Here is a 21,995-nt window from a genome sequence, read left to right on the forward strand (position 1 = left end):
CGGTCTGTACTGCTGTGAACAGTCAGAATCGGGCATTTAGTCCCACCACCCCTTCAAGTCTAACCATACAAGCGGGCGTGCCCGCGAAGAGGCCAGAGCAGGTTTCAGTGCAGTATCTGCGCCAGGAACGCCTTGGCCCGTTCGGTACGCGGCTGGTTGAAGAACACCTGCGGCGGGCTGTCCTCGATGATATGCCCACCTTCCAGGAACAGCACCCGCTCGGCCACTTGCCGGGCAAAGCCCATTTCATGAGTGACGCAAAGCATGGTCATGCCGGTGCCGGCCAGTTGCACCAGCACATCCAGCACTTCGGCGACCATTTCCGGGTCCAGTGCCGAGGTCGGCTCGTCAAACAGCATGATCCGCGGCTTCATGCACAGCGCCCGGGCAATCGCCACGCGCTGCTGCTGGCCACCGGACAGCTGGCTGGGGTACTTGTGCGCCTGGCTTTCGATACCCACCTTCTTCAGGTACATGCGTGCCCGTTCCTCGGCGTCCTTGCGCGAAAGACCGCGCACGCTGGTAGGGGCCAGCAGGCAGTTGTCCAGTACGCTCATGTGCGGGAACAGGTTGAAATGCTGGAACACCATGCCGATGTCGCTGCGCACCTGCGCCGCTTCACGCGTGGTGGCAGCCAGGTCGATACCGTCCACCTGGATGCTGCCCTGCTGGGCCACCTCCAGGCGGTTGATGCAGCGGATCAGCGTCGATTTGCCCGAGCCGGACGGCCCGCACAGCACGATGCGTTCACCTTCGCGCACCTGCAGGTCGATGTCGTGCAGCACGTGGTACGCGCCGTAGTGCTTGTTCAGGCCTTCGATGCGGATCAGCACCTGGCGTGGGTCGGGCTCGGGGGCAAGGCTGGCAAGGCTCAGTGGTGCGGTCATGTTGTTTTTCTCCCGCGTGGGTTCAGTCGAAACGGGTCGCGCTGTAGGGCGCGGGGTCGGTGAAGGGGTGTTCGCCGGTGATCAGCTCGGCCACCAGTCGACCACTGACCGGGCCCAGGGTGAGGCCGTGGTGGGCGTGGCCGAAGTTGAACCACAGCCCCGGGTGGCGCGGCGCCGGGCCGATCACCGGGCGCATGTCGGGTAGACACGGGCGGCGGCCCAGCCACGCGGTGTCATCCAGGCGTTCGCCCAAGGCCGGGAACAGCTTGCGCGCCAGGGCCTCGCAGCGGCCCAGCTGGATCTGGTTGCCTGGCGCACCGGGGGCGTCGAACTCGATGCCGGTGGTCAGGCGCACGCCGCGCGCCATCGGCGCCAGCACATAGCCGCCCTGGGTGTCGCAGATGGAGTGCTCCAGCTGCGCGCCGTCTCGGGTGCTGTAGTGCATGTGATAGCCACGCTTGATCGCGAGCGGAATCTGGTAGCCCAGGCCGCTGAACAGGTCGGCCGACTGCGGCCCGAGGCAGGCCACCACTTCGTCGGCGGTAATCGGGCCTCGGCGGCTGTCTACCCGCCATTGGCCGTCGGCCTGGCGCAGGCTGCGCGCATCGCCATGCAGGAACTGCCCGCCGCGTTGCTGGAACAGCGCCGCGTAGCCACGGGTGAGGGCGCCGGGATTGTTCACGGTCTTGGGGTCGAGCCAGTGGATGCCGCCGACCACGGTAGCGTCCAGCTGATGCTCGCGGGCCTGCAGTTGCCCGCATTCAAGGATCTCGAATTGCAGCCCGTAGCGGCTCAGGCCTTTGGCGTCGGCCTTGGCCTGCTCGAACAGGGCCGGGTCGCGGAACACTTCGATCCAGCCTTTGGCCTGCACCAGCCCTTCAAGGCCGGCGGCGGCGATCAGCGCGTCGTGTTCTTCGACGCAGCGCTGCACCAGCGGCAGCATGTCGGCGGCGGCACCGGCCAGGCGCCCAGGGGACGACTGGCGCCAGTAGCGCCACAGCCACGGCGCGGCCTTGGGCAGGTGTGCCAGGTTGTAGCGTACGTCGGGCTGGCGGTTCAGGCCGTAGCGTACCAATGCGCCCAACTGCCGGGGAAAGGCATAGGGGATGACGCTGGAGCGCTCGATCAGTCCGGCGTTGCCGTGGCTGGTTCCGCTGCCCGGTTCGTCGCGGTCGATCAGGATTACCTGGCGCCCGCGGGCCTGCAGGTGCAGGGCGGTGCTGACGCCGACGATGCCGGCGCCGAGGACAAGGGTCTGGCAATGCATGGAACGTATCCTTCGGTCAGTTCAGGTGGCGGCCCAGTCGGCCTTCCAGGTGTTTCAGCAGGCGCCGCACCAGTTCGACGATCACCAGGTAGAGCACGGCGGCCCACAGGTAGATCTGGAAGTCGAAACTGCGCGAGAAGGCCAGTTTGGTCACGCCCATCAGGTCGTAGATGGTCACCAGCGAGGCAATCGCGCTGGCCTTGATCATCAGGATCAGTTCGTTGCCCAGCGGGCCGATGGCCACCAGCAGCGACTGCGGCAGGATCACCTTGAAGAAGGTGGTCGAGCGCTTCAGGTTCAGCGCCCGCGCTGCCTCATGCTGGCCGGGGGCCACTGCCATCAGGCTGCCTCGGAAGATTTCGGCTTGGTAGGCAGCGGTGTTCAGGGTGAATGCCAGCAAGGTGCAGAACCACGCCTCGCGGAAGAACCACCACAGGCCCACGTCCTGCCAGAAGCCCTTGAGCGAGCCCAGGCCGTAATACAGCAAGAACAGTTGGGCCAGCAGCGGCGAGCCACGGAAGAAGTACACATAACCGGCGGCCATGCGCTGCAGCACCAGGCTACGCGACATGCGCGCCAAGGCGAGCAACAGGCCGAGCACAGCGCCCAGGCTGAAGGAAATGGCCACCAGCTTGGCGGTTACCAGCAGGCCATCGAGAAAGCGTGGGCCGTAGCGTTCCAGCAAGTCGGGGTCGAGCACCAGTGCCAGCAGTTGTTCGAAGCTCATGCGCGTGCTCCTTGCAGGTGGCGGTTGCTGCGCCGTTCGATGAAGGCGAACACACGCCCGGAAAGTGCCGCGAACAGCAGGTAACCCAGGCAGGCGACGCCATAGAAGAACATTGGCTCTTTAGTCACGCTGACCGCCAGGTTAGTCTGGCGCATCAAGTCGACCAGCGAGATGGTCGACACCAGCGAGGTGTCCTTGAGCAGCGACAGCCAGTTGTTGGACAAGCCGGGCAGGGCGATGCGGGTCAGTTGCGGCAGCAGTACCTTGAAGAAACCGGTGCGCTTGCTCAGGCCCAGCGCCGAGCAGGCTTCCAGTTGGCCCTTGGGCAGGGTCTTGAAGGCCGCCAGCCAGATCTCGCTGGAAAACGCGGCGAACACCAGGCTGAAGGCGATCATCGCGGCGAGGAAGGTATTGATCAGGAATTCACCCTGATAGCCCATGGCGGCGAGGATTTTCTGTGCGGCGATCTGGCAGCCGTAATAGATGATCAGCAGCGTGAGCAGCTCGGGCAGGCCGCGGAACACGGTGGAGAAGGTGGTGGCCCAGGCCCGTGGCAGGCGCTTGCGCGAGCGTGCGGCAAGGGCGACCACCAGGCCTAGCGGCAGGCCGATGGGCAGGCAGGCCAAGGCCAGGGAAACGGTAACCAGCGCGCCGGCCAGCAGCGCCTGGCCCCAGCCGCCGCTGGCGAAGGACAGCAAGGACAATTGATCGAGCATGACGAACACCTTGTGTTGACCTTACCGGCCTCATCGCCGGCAAGCCAGCTCCCACAAGGGACTGCACGTCCTTCAGGCCTTGTGCGGTTCTGTGGGCGCTGGCTTGCCGGCGATAGGGCCGGATCAGGCGAGACGGGCTCTAAGATCAGTTGTAGATATCGAAAGCAAAGTACTTGCTGGCGATCTTCTGGTAGGTGCCGTTGGCCACGATCTGTTGCAGTGCAACGTTCAGGCGCTGGCGCAAGGCCTCGTCGTCCTTGCGCACGGCAATGGCGGCATCGGCCTTGGTGTCGGCCACATCGCCGAGGATCTTGCAGCAATCTCCACCGTTTTTGGTCATCCACTCGTGCAGCGGGAATTTGTCGGCGATCACCCCATCCAGGCGCCCGGCGGCCAAGTCGGCGTTGGCTTCGTCCATGGTCGGGTACAGCTTCACGTCGGCACCGGCCTTGCCATACACGTCTTCGGCGTAGATGGCCTGAGTGGACGACGACTGGGCGCCGACGGTGTAGCCGACGAAGTCGGTCTGGGCGTTGTCGATCTTGCTGTCCTTGGCTACCGCAACGGTCAGCGGAGTGCGGTAGTAATGGTCGGTGAAGGCGATTTTCTTGCGACGTTCTTCGGTGTCGATCATCGAAGCGACAATAGCGTCGTACTTGCGTGCCATCAGGGCCGGGATGATGCCTTCCCAGTCCTGGGCCACCAGCGTGCACTCCACTTTCATCTGTTCGCACAGGGCGTGGGTGATGTCGATGTCGAAGCCATGCAACTGGTTATTGGCATCGACATAGTTGAAGGGCGGGTAGGCGCCCTCGGTGGCAAAACGCAGGGTTTCGGCACTGGCGGCACCCGTCAGCAGCAGGGCGCACGCACCCACCAAGGCCATGGTCTTGTTCATCTCGCACCTCATTGCACTCTTGCTATTGTTGTTTGCCCGTCGACCACGAGGTGTAGCCGACGAACTCGTTATGTAGAGCGGCAGTCGCTTCCAAGCGTTTTTCAACATCAGGCCCGAGTTTCTTGCAGACCTCGTTGACCATCAGGTGCACCCACGACAGCATTGTCGAGGTGGATTCCCAGAACAGATTGAACTCGGTGGGGATGCGGAACACCTCGTCGGCGTTGGCATCGGCCCAGTCACAGAAGGTGTCGGTCACCAGGGTGACCGCGATGCCAGCCTCGCGTGCCTTCTGGCACAGCATCAAGGCATGGCGGGAATAACGGCGTGCTTCGAACACCACCAGGGCGCTGTCTTCGGCGCGGCCCAGCAACACCTCGCCGAAGTGTCCGGCGCTGATATCGACCAGTTGCACGCCATCGCGCAGGTATTGCAGCAAGTGGCTCATGCACATGGCGACGCCGCGCTCGGTCTGGAAGCCGGCGATGAACACGCGTGGCTTACTGGCCAGGCGCTGCGCCACGCTGTGCCAGGCCGGGCTCTGGCGGTATTCGTGCACGCGCACCAGGGCGGCGATCTCCAGCTCCAGGCTGCCGGTGTTGTCGCTGGCGTCCTGGTTCTGGCGGTAATCTTGCAAGCGGTCACCCACCAGCCATGGGCCGTCGCCCAGGTCATTCTGCAGGTCTTGCTTAAGTGCCTTGAGGTGGGCATAACCCAGTGAGCGGCAGAAGCGCCCGACGCTGGATTCGCTCACGCCCAGCTTGGCGGCAATGCTGGCCGAGGTCTGGAATGGCAGTTCATGCAGGTTGGCGAGCATGTAGGTGGCGATCTTGCGGCCCGAGGCGGCGGCCCCTTCGAGGCTGTTTTCCAGGCGTTGCTTGATCGGTTGGCTCATGCTGCGGCTCCAAGGGTGAGGCGTGGGAAGAAAATGAATGTTTTCTGTCATCAAGTCAACATTTGACAGATTGCTGTCACATGCAGGAAAGTTTTTGTCGTTGCAACGCTGTAGCCATTCCAAAATCAACAAGGAGCTTCAGATGTCCGCACCTTCCACCAGCACTGTCGTGCGTGTGCCTTTTACCGAACTGCAGGGCCTGTTGCAGGCCATTTTTCAGCGCCATGGCTGCAGCGAGCGCGTGGCTCGGGTGCTGGCTTACAACTGTGCCAGCGCCCAGCGCGATGGCGCTCACAGCCATGGTGTGTTCCGCATGCCCGGTTATGTCTCTACCTTGAACAGTGGTTGGGTCGATGGCCAGGCCACGCCGAAAGTCAATGACGTGGCGGCCGGTTATGTCACGGTCGATGCGGCAGGCGGCTTCGCCCAGCCGGCGCTGGCGGTGGCCCGCGAGCTCTTGGTCGCCAAGGCGCGCAACGCCGGCATTGCGGTGCTGGCAATCCACAACTCGCACCACTTCGCGGCACTGTGGCCTGATGTAGAGCCTTTTGCCGAGGAGGGCCTGGTGGCCCTGAGCGTGGTCAACAGCATGACCTGCGTGGTCCCTCATGGTGCCCGCAAGCCACTGTTCGGCACCAACCCCATCGCGTTTGCCGCGCCTTGTGCCGAACACGACCCGATCGTCTTCGACATGGCCACCAGCGCCATGGCCCACGGTGATGTGCAGATTGCCGCGCGTGCCGGCCAGCAGCTGCCGGAAGGCATGGGCGTGGATGCCAATGGCGAGCTGACCACCGACCCGCTGGCCATTCTGGAAGGCGGCGCCTTGCTGCCGTTTGGCGGGCACAAGGGCTCGGCGCTGTCGATGATGGTCGAGTTGCTGGCGGCGGCGCTGACGGGCGGGCATTTCTCCTGGGAGTTCGACTGGTCCGGGCACCCGGGGGCGAAAACGCCATGGACGGGGCAGCTGATCATCGTCATCGACCCGCACAAGGCCGAGGGCGAACGATTTGCCCAGCGCAGCCGCGAATTGGTGGAACAGATGCAGGCGGTGGGGTTGACCCGCATGCCGGGTGAGCGGCGCTATCGTGAGCGTGAGGTGGCTGAGGAGGAGGGGGTGGCGGTGACTGAGCAGGAGTTGCAAGGCCTGAAGGAGTTGCTTGGCTGACCCGGCCTCTTCGCGGGCTTGCCCGCGAAGAATCCAGCACAGATTCCCAGCCATGCAATGTTGCATAGACAACCTTGCACAATAGTGGATGTTCCTGAGCCCACACTCCGGGTATGCTCGGGGCTGCCTTTTCGAACTGTCCTGATCCAAGGAGCTGCACGCTGTGTTCAAACATGTCGATGCCTATGCCGGCGACCCGATCCTCTCGTTGATGGAAACCTTCAAGGCCGACCCGCGCGCCGACAAGGTCAACCTGAGTATCGGCCTGTATTACGATGAGGCCGGCGTAGTGCCGCAACTGGCAGCTGTGGATGCGGTGGAAAAGCGCATCGCTGGCCAGGACCACGAAGCCTCCCTGTACCTGCCGATGGAAGGTTTGGCCAGCTACCGCCAGGCCATCCAGGCACTGCTGTTCGGTGCTGATCACCCGGCTGTGACCGGCGGCCGCGTGGCCACCGTGCAGACCGTGGGTGGCTCCGGTGCCCTGAAGGTCGGTGCTGACTTCCTCAAGCGCTATTTCCCGCAGTCCGAAGTCTGGGTCAGCAACCCGACCTGGGACAACCACCGCGCCATCTTCGAAGGTGCCGGCTTCAAGGTGCACACCTACCCGTACTTCGACCAGGCCACCCGTGGCGTGGACTTCGATGGCATGCTGGCCACCCTGCAGACCCTGCCGGCCAACAGCGTGGTGTTGCTGCACCCGTGCTGCCACAACCCGACCGGTGCCGACCTGGAACAACACCAGTGGCAACAAGTGGTCGAAGTGGTCAAGGCACGCCAACTGATCCCGTTCCTCGACATTGCCTACCAGGGCTTCGCCGAAGGCTTGGTGGAAGACGCCTACGCCATTCGCGAAATGGCCCGTGCCGGTGTGCCGTGCCTGGTCAGCAACTCGTTCTCGAAAATCTTCTCGCTGTACGGCGAGCGGGTAGGAGGGTTGTCAGTGGTGTGCGACGACGACGCCACGGCCCAGAGCGTCCTTGGCCAGCTCAAGGCCACCGTGCGCCGCAACTACTCCAGCCCGCCCAACTTTGGCGCCCAGCTGGTGGCAGGCGTACTGGGCGATGCTGGCCTCAATGCCCAGTGGGCCGAGGAAGTCGAAGTGATGCGCAAGCGTATCCTCGACATGCGTCAGGCGTTGGTCGATGCCCTGGCGGTGCTGCTGCCAGGCCAGGACTTCCAGTTCTTCCTGCGCCAGCGCGGCATGTTCAGCTACACCGGCTTCAGCGTCGAGCAAGTGCGCCGCCTGCGTGACGAGTTCGGTGTGTACCTGATCGACAGTGGTCGTGTGTGCATGTCGGGCCTGCGCCCAGCCAACCTGCAACGGGTTGCCGAAGCGTTCGCCGCCGTTCAGAAGTAATACCTCCAAGGGGCCTTCGCGGCCCCTTGCAGTTCCTGCCGGCATCACCTGCTTGTAAGTACAAGTGCAACCGCCCCTCGGAAAAGGGCTTCGCAAGTGCAACCTTTCCGTGCACAATCGCGCCCCTCTTTTCCGGTTGAGTTGGGCGAAGGCACTGTTTCGCCATTCTCAGCCTGTTGCAGTCTTGCGAGTGGAGCTTCACCCGGAATGAATGAGCAGGCCCCAAGCGTTGAACAACGCTTTGCAGAATCGACCCCCGCCACCCTCGGCAGCTGGGCGCGTCACGACACCACCTGGATGCTGGGCCTGTTCGGCACAGCCATCGGCGCCGGAACCCTGTTTCTGCCGATCAACGCAGGCCTTGGCGGCTTCTGGCCGCTGATCATCCTGGCCATCCTGGCCTTCCCGATGACGTACTTCGCCCACCGCGGGCTGACCCGTTTCGTCCTGTCCGGGCGCAACGGTGGCGACATCACCGAGGTGGTCAAGGAACACTTCGGCAGCACCGCCGGTGCCTCGATCACCGTGCTGTACTTCTTCGCGATCTTCCCCATCCTGCTTATCTATAGCGTCGCGCTGACCAACACCGTGTCCAGCTTCATGGAGCACCAGTTGCACATGGCGCCGCCGCCACGGGCCATCCTGTCGTTCGTGCTGATCCTTGGCCTGCTGGCCATCGTGCGCTGCGGCGAGCAGGCCACGGTCAAGGTCATGAGCCTGCTGGTGTACCCGTTCATCGTCGCCCTGGCGCTGCTGGGCCTGTACCTGGTGCCGCACTGGACTGGTGGCATTCTTGACAGTGCCACCCAGGTGCCGCCGGCGTCGGCCTTCCTGCACACCCTGTGGCTGGCTATTCCGGTGATGGTGTTCTCGTTCAACCACTCGCCGATCATCTCGGCCTTTGCGGTGGACCAGAAGCGCCGCTACGGCGAGCATGCCGATGAGCGCAGCGGCCAGATCCTGCGCCGCGCCCACCTGCTGATGGTGGTGATGGTGCTGTTTTTCGTGTTCAGCTGCGTGCTCACCCTGAGCAGCGCCCAGTTGGCCGAAGCCAAGGCGCAGAACCTGTCGATCCTGTCGTACCTGGCCAACCACTTCAGCAACCCGACCATCGAGTTCGCCGCGCCGCTGATTGCCTTCGTGGCCATCGCCAAATCGTTCCTGGGCCACTACATCGGCGCCAGCGAAGGCCTGAAGGGCATCATCACCAAAACCGGCGCGCGCCCGGGTGCCAAAACCCTGGACCGTGTGGTTGCTGCGCTGATGTTGGTGGTGTGCTGGATCGTTGCCACCCTCAACCCGAGCATCCTCGGCATGATCGAGTCGCTCGGCGGCCCGATTCTCGCGGTGCTGCTGTTCCTGATGCCGATGTACGCCATTCACCGTGTGCCGTCTATGCGCAAGTACAGCGGCGCGGCCTCCAACGTGTTCGTCGTGGTGGTTGGCCTGGTTGCACTGACCTCGGTGGTGTACGGCCTGTTGGGCTGATTCGCTGCCTGTAATAAAGAATGCCTGGGTCGCTTGTCGCAGCCTGGGCATTTTTTTGTCCACAAAAACTGTCAGGAAATAGAACAATTTCACCAGACCCATAGGCACCCGGCCGGCTTCATGCTTAACTCAGTGTCCTTTTCAAACCCAGCATAAGGATTTCGTCATGGCTCAAGTGACTCTCAAAGGCGGCCCGGTTCAGGTCAACGGCAACCTGCCACAGGCCGGCGCCCAGGCTCCTGCTTTCTCCCTGGTCGGTGAAGGCCTGGCTGACAAGTCGCTGAAAGACTTCGCCGGCAAGCGCAAAGTGCTGAACATTTTCCCGAGCGTCGATACTCCAACCTGCGCTACCTCCGTGCGCAAGTTCAACGCCCAGGCCAACGATGTCGCCAACACTGTTGTGCTGTGCATCTCCGCCGACCTGCCATTCGCCCAGGCGCGCTTCTGCGGCGCTGAAGGCCTGGAGAACGTGAAGAACCTGTCGACCCTGCGTGGCCGCGAGTTCCTCGAAAACTACGGCGTTGCCATCGCCGACGGCCCGCTGGCCGGCCTGGCTGCCCGTGCCGTTGTAGTGCTGGACGAGAACGACAAGGTGCTGCACAGCGAGCTGGTTGGCGAAATCGCTGACGAGCCGAACTACGATGCAGCGCTGGCTGTACTGAAGTAAGGATTGCGTGGAGCAGGGCAGTGGAGTCCTGTGCCGGCGATAGGGCCGGTACAGGCAACGGAACCCTCAAGCCCATGACCGCTCCAAGCAACACCCTGTAACGGCCCGGAACGCTTTCCGGGCCGTTTTCATTTAAAGTTCAGCGTCTTGGCAACGTCAGCCGAAGGTAAACCTCTGGTAAAGGCCCTTTGCTAAAGCGATGCCATTGCTTATCGTTCACCCTCCCCAAGTCGTCATTCCGAACAAGGTTCGTTCAACCCATGCAAGCGTCCAATTCCCGTTCCCCCCGTCGCTGGTTCGTCGGCCTGCTGATCCTGCTGCTGGTGGTTGCACTGGCCTGGTGGCTGTGGCCTGCCGCAACGCCTGCGCATAAAGAGGCGGGCGGCGGGCGGGGCGGCAAGGGCATGGGCATGATGGGTGGCCGCCCGGGCTTCGGCGGCTCCAGCGAAGCGGTGCCGGTACGCGTCGAGCCGGTGCGCGTGGGCGACTTCCCGCTGTACTACAAGGCCCTGGGCACGGTCACCGCGACCAACACCGTCAATGTACGCAGCCGCGTGGCTGGCGAACTGGTGAAAATCCACTTCAAGGAAGGGCAGCAGGTGAAGGCAGGCGACTTGCTCGCCGAAATCGACCCGCGTTCGTACCGCATCGCTCTGCAGCAGGCCGAAGGCACACTGGCGCAGAACCAGGCGCAGCTGAAAAACGCTCAGGTCGACCTGGCCCGCTATAAAGGCCTGTACGCCGAAGACAGCATCGCCAAGCAAACCCTGGACACCGCCGAAGCACAGGTGGCGCAATTCCAGGGGCTGGTCAAGACCAACCAGGCACAGGTCAACGACGCCCGCCTGAACCTCGACTTCACCCAGATCCGTGCGCCGATCAGCGGCCGCGTCGGCCTGCGTCAGCTCGACCTGGGCAACCTGGTGGCGGCCAACGACACCACCGCACTGGTGGTCATCACTCAGACCGAGCCGATCAACGTCGCCTTCACCCTGCCGGAAACCGAGCTGAGCACGGTGTTGGAACGCTACCGCAGCGGCGCCAGCCTGCCGGTCGAGGCCTGGGACCGCACTGACAGCAAATTGCAATCTACCGGTGTGCTGGGCAGCATCGACAACCAGATCGACACCACCACCGGCACCCTCAAGTTCAAAGGCCGCTTCGAGAACAAGGACCTGGCCCTGTTCCCCAACCAGTTCGTCAATGTGCGCCTGCTGGCCGATACCCTCAAGCAGGTGGTCATGGCCCCGGCAGCGGCCATCCAGTTCGGCAACGACGGTAGCTTCGCCTATGTGGTCAATGCCGAGAATACGGTTAATGTGCGCAAGCTCAAGGTCGGGGCCAGTGATGGCGAGAACAGCGTCATTCTCGATGGCCTGAAGGCCGGTGACCGTCTGGTGCTGGAAGGTACCGACCGCCTGCGCGAAGGCACCAAGGTCGATGTGGTCGAAGACAGCTCGCAAGTGCCGACCACCCCCGGCCAGCACCTGCAAGGCCAGGAAGCCAAAGGCTCCGCACAATCTGGTGAAGCACAGCCGGGTAAAGCAGCAGGCAAGGCGGGCGCATGAACCTCTCGCGTCTGTTCATCCTGCGGCCGGTCGCCACCACGCTGAGCATGCTGGCCATCGTTCTGGCCGGCCTGATCGCCTACAAGCTGCTGCCGGTTTCTGCCTTGCCGCAGGTGGATTACCCGACCATCCGCGTCATGACCCTGTACCCCGGCGCCAGTCCGCAGGTGATGACCAGTGCGGTCACCGCCCCCTTGGAACGCCAGTTCGGTCAGATGCCTGGCCTGGAACAAATGGCCTCGACCAGTTCTGGCGGCGCGTCGGTGCTGACCTTGCGCTTCAACCTCGACATGAACATGGATGTTGCCGAGCAACAGGTGCAGGCCGCGATCAATGCCGCCAGCAATCTGCTGCCCAGCGACCTGCCCGCGCCACCGGTGTACAACAAGGTCAACCCGGCCGATACCCCGGTGCTGACCCTGGCCATCTCAAGCAAGACCATGCCGCTGCCCAAACTCAACGACCTGGTCGATACCCGCGTGGCGCAAAAGCTTGCGCAGATCAGCGGCGTAGGCATGGTCAGCATCGCGGGCGGCCAGCGTCAGGCGGTACGCATCAAGGTCAACGTCGACGCACTGGCTGCCAACGGCCTCAACCTGGATGACGTGCGCACGCTGATCGGTGCTTCCAACGTCAACCAGCCCAAAGGCAACTTCGACGGCCCGACCCGGGTGTCGATGCTCGATGCCAACGACCAGCTGCGTTCCCCCGAGGAATACGCCAACCTGATCCTGGCCTACAACAACGGTGCGCCGCTGCGCCTGAAAGACGTGGCCGAAATCATCGACGGTGCGGAGAACGAGCGCCTGGCCGCCTGGGCCAACGAAAACCATGCCGTGCTGTTGAACATCCAGCGCCAGCCGGGCGCCAACGTGATCGAAGTGGTCGACCGCATCAAAGACTTGCTGCCGTCGATTACCGACAACCTGCCGGCCGGCCTGGATGTGTCGGTACTGACCGACCGCACCCAGACCATTCGTGCAGCGGTCAAGGACGTACAGCACGAACTGTTGATCGCCATCGTTCTGGTGGTGATGGTCACCTTTGTGTTCCTGCGCCGCTTCAGTGCCACCCTTATTCCGTCGATTGCCGTGCCCCTGTCGCTGATCGGCACCTTCGGCGTGATGTACCTGGCCGGTTTTTCGGTCAACAACCTCACGCTGATGGCCCTGACCATTGCCACCGGCTTCGTGGTCGACGATGCCATCGTCATGCTGGAGAATATTTCCCGGCATATCGAAGAGGGCGAGACGCCCATGCAGGCGGCGCTCAAGGGCGCCCGGCAGATCGGCTTCACCCTGATTTCGCTGACCTTCTCGCTGATTGCAGTACTGATCCCGTTGCTGTTCATGGCTGATGTGGTCGGCCGCCTGTTCCGCGAGTTCGCCATCACCCTGGCGGTGGCCATCCTGATTTCCCTGGTGGTGTCACTCACCCTGACGCCGATGATGTGTGCTCGCCTGCTCAAGCGTGAGCCCAAGGAAGAAGAGCAGAGCCGCTTCTACCGCGCCAGTGGCGCCTGGATCGACTGGCTGATCAAACACTACGGCAGCGCCTTGCAATGGGTGCTGAAGCACCAGCCGCTCACCCTGCTGGTGGCAGTGGCGAGCTTGGCGCTGACGGTGTTCTTGTACATGGTGGTGCCCAAGGGCTTCTTCCCGGTGCAGGACACCGGAGTGATCCAAGGCATTTCCGAAGCGCCGCAGTCCACTTCGTTCGCCGCCATGAGCGAGCGCCAGCAGGCCCTGAGCAAGGTGATCCTGCAAGACCCTGCCGTGCAGAGCCTGTCGTCCTACATTGGCGTCGACGGTGATAACGCCACGCTCAACAGTGGCCGCCTGCTGATCAACCTGAAGCCCCACGGCGAGCGCGATGTCACCGCCAGCGAAGTGATCAGTCGCCTGCAACCGCAACTCGACAGGCTGGTGGGCATCCGCCTGTTCATGCAGCCGGTTCAGGACCTGAGTATCGAAGACCGCGTCAGCCGCACCCAGTACCAGTTCAGCCTGTCGTCGCCAGACGCCGACCTGCTGGCGCAATGGAGCAGCAAGCTGGTTCAGACGCTGCAGCAGCGCCCGGAGCTGGCCGACGTGGCCAGCGACCTGCAGGACAAGGGCTTGCAGGTGTATCTGGTGATCGACCGTGACATGGCCAGCCGCTTGGGCATCACTGTGTCGCAGATTACCAACGCCCTTTACGACGCGTTCGGCCAGCGGCAGATTTCCACCATCTACACCCAGGCCAGCCAGTACCGCGTGGTACTGCAGTCGCAGGACGCGGCAGTCATCGGCCCGCAGGCGCTGGAGTCGATTCACGTCAAGGCGACCGATGGTGGCCAGGTGCGCCTGTCGGCGTTGGCGCGTATCGAACAGCGCCAAGCCCAGCTGGCCATTTCTCACATCGGCCAGTTCCCGGCGGTAACCCTGTCGTTCAACCTGGCCCACGGTGCATCGCTGGGCGAAGCCGTGCAGGTGATCGAGCAGGTGCAGAAGGACATCGGCATGCCGCTGGGCGTGCAAACCCGCTTCCAGGGTGCTGCGCAGGCCTTCCAGGCATCGTTGTCGAGCACCTTGCTGCTGATCCTGGCGGCGGTGGTGACCATGTACATCGTGCTGGGCGTGCTGTACGAAAGCTACATTCACCCGGTCACCATCCTCTCGACCCTGCCGTCGGCGGCGGTCGGTGCCTTGCTGGCGCTGCTCATCAGCGGCAATGACCTGGGCATGATCGCCATCATCGGCATCATCCTGCTGATCGGGATCGTCAAGAAGAACGCGATCATGATGATCGACTTCGCCCTGGAGGCCGAGCGCCACCAAGGCATGAGCCCGCGCGATGCCATCTACCAGGCGGCGCTGCTGCGCTTCCGGCCTATCCTGATGACCACCCTGGCCGCACTGTTCGGTGCGGTGCCGCTGATGCTCGCCACTGGCTCGGGTGCCGAGCTGCGCCAGCCGCTGGGCCTGGTGATGGTAGGCGGTTTGCTGGTCAGCCAGGTGCTGACGCTGTTCACAACCCCGGTCATCTACCTGTACTTCGACCGCCTGGCGCGCCGCTGGCGCCCCGCCACTGACGTGAAGCAGGCCGAGGCATGAACCTGTCCGGTCCTTTCATCCGTCGCCCGGTGGCGACCATGCTGCTGAGCCTGGCGATCATGTTGCTGGGCGGGGTCAGCTTCGGCCTGTTGCCGGTGGCACCGCTGCCGCAAATGGACTTCCCGGTGATCGTGGTGTCGGCCAACCTGTCCGGCGCCAGCCCCGAGGTCATGGCCTCCACCGTGGCCACGCCACTGGAGCGCAAGCTGGGCAGCATTGCCGGCGTGACCACGCTGACCAGCAGTTCCAACCAGGGCTCCACGCGGGTGGTGATTGGCTTCGAAATGGGGCGTGACATCGACGGCGCGGCGCGCGAGGTGCAGGCGGCGATCAACGCTACCCGCAACCTGCTGCCCAGCGGCATGCGCAGCATGCCCACCTACAAGAAGATCAACCCGTCGCAGGCGCCGATCATGGTGCTGTCGCTAACCTCGGATGTACTGCAAAAAGGCCAGTTGTACGACCTGGCCGACACCATCCTGTCGCAGAGCCTGGCCCAGGTCTCGGGGGTAGGGGAGGTGCAGATCGGCGGCAGCTCGCTGCCGGCCGTGCGTATCGCCGTCGAGCCCCAGTTGCTCAACCAGTACAACCTGTCGCTGGACGAGGTGCGCACGGCGGTGTCCAACGCCAACCAACGCCGGCCCATGGGCTTTGTCGAGGATGCTGAGCGCAACTGGCAGGTGCGCGCCAACGACCAGCTGGAAAGCGCCAAGGACTACGAGCCGGTGGTGATTCGCCAGCAGAACGGCACCATCCTGCGCCTGTCTGATGTGGCGACCATCACCGACGGCGTCGAGAACCGCTATAACAGCGGTTTCTTCAATGATCAGGCGGCGGTGTTGCTGGTAGTCAACCGCCAGACCGGCGCCAACATCATCGAAACGGTCGACCAGATCAAAGCGCAATTGCCAGCCCTGCAATCGTTGCTGCCAGCCAGTGTGCAACTGGACGTGGCGATGGACCGCTCGCCAGTGATCAAGGCCACCCTGAAAGAGGCCGAGCACACCCTGCTGATCGCCGTGGTGCTGGTGATCCTGGTGGTGTACCTGTTCCTCGGCAGCCTGCGCGCCTCGCTGATCCCCAGCCTGGCAGTGCCGGTATCGCTGGTGGGTACGTTCGCGGTCATGTACCTGTGTGGTTTTTCACTGAATAACTTGTCGCTGATGGCGCTGATCCTCGCTACCGGCCTGGTGGTGGACGATGCCATCGTGGTGCTTGAGAACATCTCCCGGCACATCGAGGACGGCCAGCCGCCGATGAAGGCGGCCTTCCTGGGTGCCAAGGAAGTGGGCTTCACCTTGCTGTCGATGAACGTGTCGTTGGTGGCGGTGTTCGTCTCCATCCTGTTCATGGGCGGTATCGTGCGCAACCTGTTCCAGGAGTTCTCCATCACCCTGGCGGCGGCGATCATTGTGTCGCTGTTGGTCTCGCTGACCCTTACACCCATGCTTTGCGCCCGCTGGCTCAAACCGCATCAGGCCGAGCAGACTCGCCTGCAACGCTGGAGCGACAATCTGCACCAGCGCATGGTCAACGCCTACGACCGCAGCCTGGGCTGGGCCCTGCGCCACAAGCGCCTGACCCTGCTCAGCCTGCTGGCCACCATCGGCATCAACATCGCGCTGTATGTGGTAGTGCCCAAGACGCTGATGCCGCAGCAGGACACCGGCCAACTGATGGGCTTTATCCGCGGCGACGACGGCCTGTCGTTCACCGTGATGCAGCCAAAGATGGAAATCTACCGGCGTGCGCTGTTGGCCGACCCGGCCGTGCAGAGTGTAGCCGGGTTCATTGGCGGCAACAGCGGCACCAACAATGCCATGGTGCTGGTGCGCCTGAAGCCGATCAACGAGCGCAAGATCGACGCGCAGAAAGTGATCGAGCGCCTGCGCAAGGAAATGCCCAAAGTGCCGGGCGGGCGCCTGTTCCTGATGGCCGACCAGGACCTGCAACTGGGCGGGGGGGGCCGCGACCAGACCTCGTCGCAGTACCTGTATACCCTGCAAAGTGGCGACCTGGCTGCATTGCGTCAGTGGTTCCCCAAGGTGGTTGCGTCGTTGCGTGCGCTGCCGGAGCTGACCGCCATCGACGCCCGCGACGGTGCTGGCACCCAGCAGGTGACCTTGGTGGTCGACCGCGATCAGGCCAAGCGCCTGGGCATCGACATGGACATGGTTACCACGGTGCTGAACAACGCCTACAGCCAGCGGCAGATCTCCACCATCTACGACAGCCTCAACCAGTACCAGGTGGTGCTGGAGATCAACCCGAAGTACGCTTGGGACCCAAGCACCCTGGAGCAAGTGCAAGTGATCACCGCCGACGGCGCCCGCGTGCCGCTGTCGACCATTGCCCACTACGAGAACAGCCTGGCCAACGACCGCGTCAGCCACGAAGGCCAGTTCGCCTCGGAAGACATTGCCTTTGACGTCGCGCAAGGCTACAGCCCTGACCAGGCCATGGCAGCGCTGGAGCGCGCGGTAGCCAAGTTAGGCTTGCCTGAGGAAGTGATCGCCAAGCTGGGGGGTACTGCCGATGCCTTTGCCAAGACGCAGGAGGGTCAACCGTTCATGATCCTGGGCGCGCTGGTGCTGGTATACCTGGTGCTGGGCATCCTGTACGAAAGCTACATTCACCCACTGACCATTCTCTCGACACTGCCTTCGGCCGGAGTCGGGGCCTTGCTCGCGCTGTATGTCACGGGTGGCGAGTTCAGCCTGATCTCGTTGTTGGGGCTGTTCCTGCTGATTGGCGTGGTGAAGAAGAACGCCATTCTGATGATCGACCTGGCCTTGCAACTGGAGCGCCACCAAGGGCTGTCGCCGGAAGAGTCGATCCGCCGGGCCTGCCTGTTGCGCCTGCGGCCGATCCTGATGACCACCCTGGCGGCCATGCTTGGCGCCTTGCCGCTGCTGCTGAGCCACGCAGAAGGTGCGGAAATGCGCCAGCCGCTGGGCCTGACCATCATTGGCGGCCTGCTGTTCAGCCAGATTCTCACCCTTTATACGACGCCGGTGGTCTACCTGTACCTGGACCGCCTGCGCCACCGTTTCAACCGTTGGCGCGGCGTGCGCACCGACGCCGCCCTGGAAACCCCGCTATGACTTTTGCCCAGACCCCACTTCACCGTGCCCTGCAAGCGCTGACCCGTGGGCGTGGCTCGCGCCTGCTCGGTGCCGGGTTGTGCGTGGCCTTGCTCAGTGCCTGTACCCTGAGCCCGGACTACCACCGCCCCGAGCTGAACAGCACGGCGGCGCAGTTCAAGCACGCCGAGGGCTGGACCCAAGCCTCGCCGTCCGACGCCATCGCCCGCGGCGCCTGGTGGGAACTCTACGGCGATGCCGGGCTTAACGCGTTGGTTGAAGAACTGAACCGCAGCAACCAGACCGTGGCGCAATCCGAAGCCCAGTACCGCCAGGCCCAGGCGCTGGTGCGCAGCAGCCGTGCGGCGCTGTTCCCGAGCCTCGACCTGAGCGCCAGCAAGAACCGCTCGGCCCAGGGCACCGGCAGCTCCAGTTCGAGCTTGTCCAACAACAGCAGTGGTATTCGCAACACCTACAACGCGCAGTTGGGCGTAAGTTGGGAAATCGACCTGTGGGGCAAGCTGCGGGAAACCATGAATGCCAACGAGGCCAGTGCCGAAGCCAGCTTCGCCGACCTCGCGTCGATCCGCTTGAGCCAGCAATCCGAACTGGTGCAGAACTACCTGCAACTGCGGGTTATCGACGAGCAGAAGCGCCTCCTGGAAGCGACCGTGGCGGCGTATGAGCGCTCGCTGCGGATGAACGAAAACCAATACCGCGCCGGCGTCGCGGGCCCGGATGCGGTGGCCCAGGCGCGCACCCAACTGAAGAGCACTCAGGCTGACCTGATCGACCTGATCTGGCAGCGTGCGCAGTTCGAGAACGCCATTGCCGTGCTGCTGGGCAAGACCCCGGCCGACTTTGCTCTGGCCGACAGCAAGGACATTCCCGCGCTGCCGCAAATTCCGGTTTCGCTGCCTTCGCAGCTGCTGGAACGGCGCCCGGACATCGCTGCCGCTGAACGTAACGTGATGGCCGCCAACGCCAACATCGGCGTATCGCGTGCGGCGTATTTCCCGGACCTCAGCCTGAGCATGAGCGGCGGCTACTCCAGCAGCAGCTTCAGCAACTGGATCGAACTGCCCAACCGTTACTGGTCGGTAGGCCCGCAACTGGCGTTGACCCTGTTCGACGCCGGCAAGCGCAGCGCTGAGGTCGACCGCACGGTGGCAGCGTATGACCAGACCGTGGCGCAGTACCGCCAGACCGTGCTCGACGGCTTCAAGGAAGTGGAAAACCTGCTGGTGCAGTTGAAGGTGTACGGCGATGAAGCGGTGGTACGCCAGGAAGCGCTGGATGCTGCCCGTGAGTCGCTGCGTCTGACCGAGAACCAGTACCGCGCGGGGCTGATTGGCTACCTGGATGTGGTCAACGTGCAGACCACGGCGTTGAGCAATGAACGCAGCGTATTGAACCTGTTGCAAGGGCGCCTGGTGGCCAGTGTGCAACTGGTTGCCGCGCTGGGTGGCGGCTGGGATGCCGAGCAAGCGTTTGCCGAGCAGGAGTGACCCGTTCTGCAATCTTGCATCCTGTGGGAGCGGGTTCACCCGCGAAGAAACCAGCGCGGTTTATGGCACCGGCTTTGCCGGTGTTCGCGGGTGAACCCGCTCCCACAGGGATAATGTTGGGCCGAACTATTGGATCCATTCCCATTCGCAAAAACCCCGTGCGTTTCGCTTAAGCTTGAGTACAATCGTCAGCTTTTGCCGGGCCTCCTGTCCCGTCGCTGGAACTCCCAATGCTGACCGGTAGCTATTCCTCTTCGCTGGTGTTGATTTCGCTGTGCGTAGCGATCCTGGCGTCCTATACCGCCCTTGACCTGACCGGCCGCATCGCCACGGCCAAGGGCCGGGCTGCCTACCTGTGGATGGGGGGCGGCGCGCTGGCCATGGGCATCGGCGTATGGTCGATGCACTTCATCGGCATGCTCGCCTTCAGTCTGCCCATCGACTTGGGTTACGACCTGGGCCTTACCGCGTTCTCGCTGCTGATCGCCGTGTTGTCCTCGGGCTTTGCCCTGTGGCTGGTCAGCCAGCCGAGCCTGCCGGGGCTGCAATTGGGGTTCGGTGCGCTGATCATGGGCGCCGGCATCGCCTGTATGCACTACACCGGCATGGCCGCGCTGCGCATGCTGCCGGGCATCGATTATGACCCTGCGTTGTTCGGTGCCTCGCTGCTGATTGCCGTGGGCGCCTCGGCAGCGGCGTTGTGGATAGCCTTCCGCCTGCGCATGCACACGCCCTATGTGCGGCAGATCCGCGGCGTGGCGGCGGTAGTGATGGGCTTTGCCATCGTCGGCATGCACTACACCGGCATGGCGGCGGCGAACTTCCCTGAAGGCAGTTTCTGCGGCGCGCTGGGGGGCGGGTTGCAGGGCGACAGCCTGGTTTACCTGGTGCTGATCACCACCCTTGCAGTACTGGCCGTGGCCTTGCTTACCTCGGTACTGGACGCTCGCCTTGAGGCGCGCACTGCCGAGCTGGCCCGCTCGCTGACCCTCGCCAACCAGGAACTCACCCAGTTGGCCCTGCACGACACGCTCACCGATCTGCCGAACCGCACATTGCTGGCCGACCGAATCGAGCAGGCTATCGCCAAGGTGGCGGAGCAGGGGGGGTGCTTTGCCCTGATGTTCATCGACCTGGACGGTTTCAAACCGGTCAACGATGCGTTTGGCCACCACATTGGCGACTTGTTGCTCAAGGCCGTGGCGTCGCGCCTGCGCGGTCATCTGCATAGCCAAGACACGTTGGCGCGCATCGGCGGTGACGAGTTCGTACTGCTGGTGGAGCTGCAGGAGCCTGACGATGCCATGGACGTGGCGGTGAAGCAGGTGAACCTGGTGTCTCGGCCATTCCGCGTGGCCGAGCACGACCTGCAACTGTCGGCGAGCCTGGGTATTGTCCTGTACCCGGGCAACGGCCAGGACCAGCACGAGCTGCTGCGCAATGCCGACGCTGCCATGTACCACGCCAAGAGCGCCGGCAAGAACGGCTACAGCTTCTTTGATGCGTCGATGAACAGCAACGCCCGCCAGCAATTGCAACTGCTGCAGGACCTGCGCCAGGCGTTGGAGCAGCGTCAGTTCCGCTTGCACTACCAGCCCAAGTTCGACGCCCAGGCTTGCCTGCCGATTGGTGCCGAAGCCTTGCTGCGCTGGGAGCACCCGCAGCACGGCCTGTTGCTGCCCGACCGCTTCATTGGCTTGGCGGAAAAGACCGGGCTGATCATTCCGATTGGTGAGTGGGTGCTGGACGAGGCCTGCCGGCAGATGCGGCATTGGCTGGATCAGGGGCACGAGGGCTGGCGCATGGCGGTAAACCTCTCGGCCATTCAGTTCTGCCATGCCGGGCTGGTCGAGAGCGTGGCCCGAGCCCTGCAACAGAACGGCCTGCCGGCCAACTGCCTGACCCTGGAAATAACCGAAACCACGGCCATGCACGATGCCGATGCCAGCCTGACCGTGCTGCAACGCCTGTCCGACATGGGCGTGGACCTGTCCATCGATGACTTCGGCACCGGTTACTCCAGCCTTATGTACCTCAAGCGTCTCCCGGCCAACGAGCTGAAGATCGACCGTGGTTTTGTACGTGACCTAGAGCACGACAGTGACGATGCGGCAATTGTCTCGGCAATCGTCGCTTTGGGCCAGGCGCTGGGCCTGCGCATCGTTGCCGAAGGGGTGGAGACCGACAAGCAGCAGGATTTCCTGACCCGCCTGGGCTGTGATTCGCTGCAAGGTTACCTGCTGGGGCAGCCGGTACCGGCCGAGCAGTTCATGGGCAAGTTGCAGGCATTGCGTCAGCAGGATGCCGCAGCGGGTTAAACGGCATCGCGCAACGTGAAAGAGGGGATGAACGCGTCCATCTCCGCCTCGACGGCTTCGATGATACGTTCAACATCGGCTGCAGCCATGATTGCCGTGCAAGGGATACCGGCAATGGCCAGCAGGGTTTCGCCAGTGGCGCGGTCGAACAGCCGGGCGACCATGCTGCGTGGCGCATCCATGATGGCCTCGAAGCCCAGCGGGTGGAAATGCCAACGCATCACCTGGCAGGCGTTGGGGAACGTCATCTTGTTCATGCCAGCCTCCTTGTCCTTGCCTGGACGTGGTGAGCGGTTGGCCGCGCGCGTGCGCCACCTGGAAGGTAAACATAGCAGCTGCCACGCGTGATT

General features: G+C 63.4%; 16 protein-coding genes. 9 read left to right on the forward strand and 7 right to left on the reverse strand.

Features of this window, described 5'->3' with window-relative positions; genetic code table 11:
* Positions 1–104 precede the first annotated feature (104 nt).
* The 6 genes from QQL85_RS26180 to QQL85_RS26205 all read right to left on the reverse strand — a co-directional run bounded on the left by QQL85_RS26180 (position 105) and on the right by QQL85_RS26205 (position 5,390).
* Positions 105–887, reverse strand: coding sequence for an amino acid ABC transporter ATP-binding protein (locus tag QQL85_RS26180; RefSeq protein WP_284357293.1), 783 nt, complete (start codon positions 885–887; stop codon positions 105–107).
* A gap of 22 nt (positions 888–909) precedes the next feature.
* The gene (locus tag QQL85_RS26185; RefSeq protein WP_284357292.1) at positions 910–2,154 is read right to left on the reverse strand and encodes an NAD(P)/FAD-dependent oxidoreductase; all 1,245 of its coding nucleotides are present in this window, start codon (positions 2,152–2,154) and stop codon (positions 910–912) included.
* A 16-nt stretch (positions 2,155–2,170) separates the two neighbouring features.
* A complete protein-coding gene (locus QQL85_RS26190; protein WP_284357291.1) occupies positions 2,171–2,881 on the reverse strand; it encodes an ABC transporter permease in 711 nt (236 codons plus the stop codon).
* Complete coding sequence (locus tag QQL85_RS26195) at positions 2,878–3,597, reverse strand: ABC transporter permease (RefSeq protein ID WP_085623431.1); 720 nt, start codon at positions 3,595–3,597, stop codon at positions 2,878–2,880. Before QQL85_RS26195 ends, QQL85_RS26190 begins: the two co-directional genes overlap by 4 nt.
* A 145-nt stretch (positions 3,598–3,742) precedes the next feature.
* On the reverse strand, positions 3,743–4,495 hold the full coding sequence (locus tag QQL85_RS26200) for a transporter substrate-binding domain-containing protein (protein WP_284357290.1): 753 nt from the start codon (positions 4,493–4,495) through the stop codon (positions 3,743–3,745).
* 22 nt (positions 4,496–4,517) lie between these two features.
* Positions 4,518–5,390: a MurR/RpiR family transcriptional regulator gene (locus QQL85_RS26205; protein WP_284357289.1), complete on the reverse strand. Its 873-nt coding sequence runs from the start codon at positions 5,388–5,390 to the stop codon at positions 4,518–4,520.
* A 142-nt stretch (positions 5,391–5,532) separates the two neighbouring features.
* On the opposite strand from QQL85_RS26205, the gene QQL85_RS26210 reads away from it, so the two are divergent.
* The 9 genes from QQL85_RS26210 to QQL85_RS26250 all read left to right on the forward strand — a co-directional run bounded on the left by QQL85_RS26210 (position 5,533) and on the right by QQL85_RS26250 (position 21,645).
* On the forward strand, positions 5,533–6,558 hold the full coding sequence (locus QQL85_RS26210; RefSeq protein WP_284357288.1) for an Ldh family oxidoreductase: 1,026 nt from the start codon (positions 5,533–5,535) through the stop codon (positions 6,556–6,558).
* Positions 6,559–6,721: 163 nt separating this feature from the next.
* A complete protein-coding gene (locus tag QQL85_RS26215; protein ID WP_112252586.1) occupies positions 6,722–7,918 on the forward strand; it encodes an aromatic amino acid transaminase in 1,197 nt (398 codons plus the stop codon).
* A gap of 207 nt (positions 7,919–8,125) precedes the next feature.
* Positions 8,126–9,406 (forward strand): serine/threonine transporter, encoded by a 1,281-nt coding sequence (locus QQL85_RS26220; RefSeq protein WP_284357287.1) that lies wholly within the window; start codon positions 8,126–8,128, stop codon positions 9,404–9,406.
* Positions 9,407–9,572: 166 nt separating this feature from the next.
* A complete protein-coding gene (tpx, locus tag QQL85_RS26225; RefSeq protein ID WP_105947479.1) occupies positions 9,573–10,073 on the forward strand; it encodes a thiol peroxidase in 501 nt (166 codons plus the stop codon).
* 260 nt (positions 10,074–10,333) lie between these two features.
* Positions 10,334–11,641, forward strand: coding sequence for an MdtA/MuxA family multidrug efflux RND transporter periplasmic adaptor subunit (locus tag QQL85_RS26230; protein ID WP_284357286.1), 1,308 nt, complete (start codon positions 10,334–10,336; stop codon positions 11,639–11,641).
* Positions 11,638–14,736, forward strand: a complete 3,099-nt coding sequence (locus QQL85_RS26235) for an MdtB/MuxB family multidrug efflux RND transporter permease subunit (RefSeq protein ID WP_284357285.1) — start codon at positions 11,638–11,640, stop codon at positions 14,734–14,736. The genes QQL85_RS26230 and QQL85_RS26235 overlap by 4 nt, the downstream gene beginning before the upstream one ends.
* On the forward strand, positions 14,733–17,840 hold the full coding sequence (locus tag QQL85_RS26240; protein ID WP_284357284.1) for an efflux RND transporter permease subunit: 3,108 nt from the start codon (positions 14,733–14,735) through the stop codon (positions 17,838–17,840). Before QQL85_RS26235 ends, QQL85_RS26240 begins: the two co-directional genes overlap by 4 nt.
* Complete coding sequence (locus QQL85_RS26245; protein ID WP_284357283.1) at positions 17,837–19,327, forward strand: efflux transporter outer membrane subunit; 1,491 nt, start codon at positions 17,837–17,839, stop codon at positions 19,325–19,327. Before QQL85_RS26240 ends, QQL85_RS26245 begins: the two co-directional genes overlap by 4 nt.
* Positions 19,328–19,557: 230 nt before the next feature.
* Positions 19,558–21,645 carry a putative bifunctional diguanylate cyclase/phosphodiesterase gene (locus tag QQL85_RS26250; RefSeq protein ID WP_284357282.1) on the forward strand — a complete coding sequence of 696 codons (2,088 nt, stop codon included), beginning with the start codon at positions 19,558–19,560 and terminating at the stop codon, positions 21,643–21,645.
* On the opposite strand, the gene QQL85_RS26255 is transcribed toward QQL85_RS26250, so the two are convergent.
* Complete coding sequence (locus QQL85_RS26255; RefSeq protein WP_284357281.1) at positions 21,642–21,902, reverse strand: DUF1652 domain-containing protein; 261 nt, start codon at positions 21,900–21,902, stop codon at positions 21,642–21,644. The genes QQL85_RS26250 and QQL85_RS26255 overlap by 4 nt on opposite strands.
* Positions 21,903–21,995 lie beyond the last annotated feature (93 nt).

Source organism: Pseudomonas putida (genome assembly GCF_030159595.1).
Taxonomy (GTDB): domain Bacteria; phylum Pseudomonadota; class Gammaproteobacteria; order Pseudomonadales; family Pseudomonadaceae; genus Aquipseudomonas; species Aquipseudomonas putida_AC.

What these genes read in the sequence shown, in the direction of transcription:
- QQL85_RS26180 (WP_284357293.1), bottom strand. Translation starts at nt 887, where the DNA reads ATGACCGCACCACTGAGCCTTGCCAGCCTTGCCCCCGAGCCCGACCCA.
- QQL85_RS26185 (WP_284357292.1), bottom strand. Translation starts at nt 2,154, where the DNA reads ATGCATTGCCAGACCCTTGTCCTCGGCGCCGGCATCGTCGGCGTCAGC.
- QQL85_RS26190 (WP_284357291.1), bottom strand. Translation starts at nt 2,881, where the DNA reads ATGAGCTTCGAACAACTGCTGGCACTGGTGCTCGACCCCGACTTGCTG.
- QQL85_RS26195 (WP_085623431.1), bottom strand. Translation starts at nt 3,597, where the DNA reads ATGCTCGATCAATTGTCCTTGCTGTCCTTCGCCAGCGGCGGCTGGGGC.
- QQL85_RS26200 (WP_284357290.1), bottom strand. Translation starts at nt 4,495, where the DNA reads ATGAACAAGACCATGGCCTTGGTGGGTGCGTGCGCCCTGCTGCTGACG.
- QQL85_RS26205 (WP_284357289.1), bottom strand. Translation starts at nt 5,390, where the DNA reads ATGAGCCAACCGATCAAGCAACGCCTGGAAAACAGCCTCGAAGGGGCC.
- QQL85_RS26210 (WP_284357288.1), top strand. Translation starts at nt 5,533, where the DNA reads ATGTCCGCACCTTCCACCAGCACTGTCGTGCGTGTGCCTTTTACCGAA.
- QQL85_RS26220 (WP_284357287.1), top strand. Translation starts at nt 8,126, where the DNA reads ATGAATGAGCAGGCCCCAAGCGTTGAACAACGCTTTGCAGAATCGACC.
- tpx (WP_105947479.1), top strand. Translation starts at nt 9,573, where the DNA reads ATGGCTCAAGTGACTCTCAAAGGCGGCCCGGTTCAGGTCAACGGCAAC.
- QQL85_RS26230 (WP_284357286.1), top strand. Translation starts at nt 10,334, where the DNA reads ATGCAAGCGTCCAATTCCCGTTCCCCCCGTCGCTGGTTCGTCGGCCTG.
- QQL85_RS26235 (WP_284357285.1), top strand. Translation starts at nt 11,638, where the DNA reads ATGAACCTCTCGCGTCTGTTCATCCTGCGGCCGGTCGCCACCACGCTG.
- QQL85_RS26240 (WP_284357284.1), top strand. Translation starts at nt 14,733, where the DNA reads ATGAACCTGTCCGGTCCTTTCATCCGTCGCCCGGTGGCGACCATGCTG.
- QQL85_RS26245 (WP_284357283.1), top strand. Translation starts at nt 17,837, where the DNA reads ATGACTTTTGCCCAGACCCCACTTCACCGTGCCCTGCAAGCGCTGACC.
- QQL85_RS26250 (WP_284357282.1), top strand. Translation starts at nt 19,558, where the DNA reads ATGCTGACCGGTAGCTATTCCTCTTCGCTGGTGTTGATTTCGCTGTGC.
- QQL85_RS26255 (WP_284357281.1), bottom strand. Translation starts at nt 21,902, where the DNA reads ATGAACAAGATGACGTTCCCCAACGCCTGCCAGGTGATGCGTTGGCAT.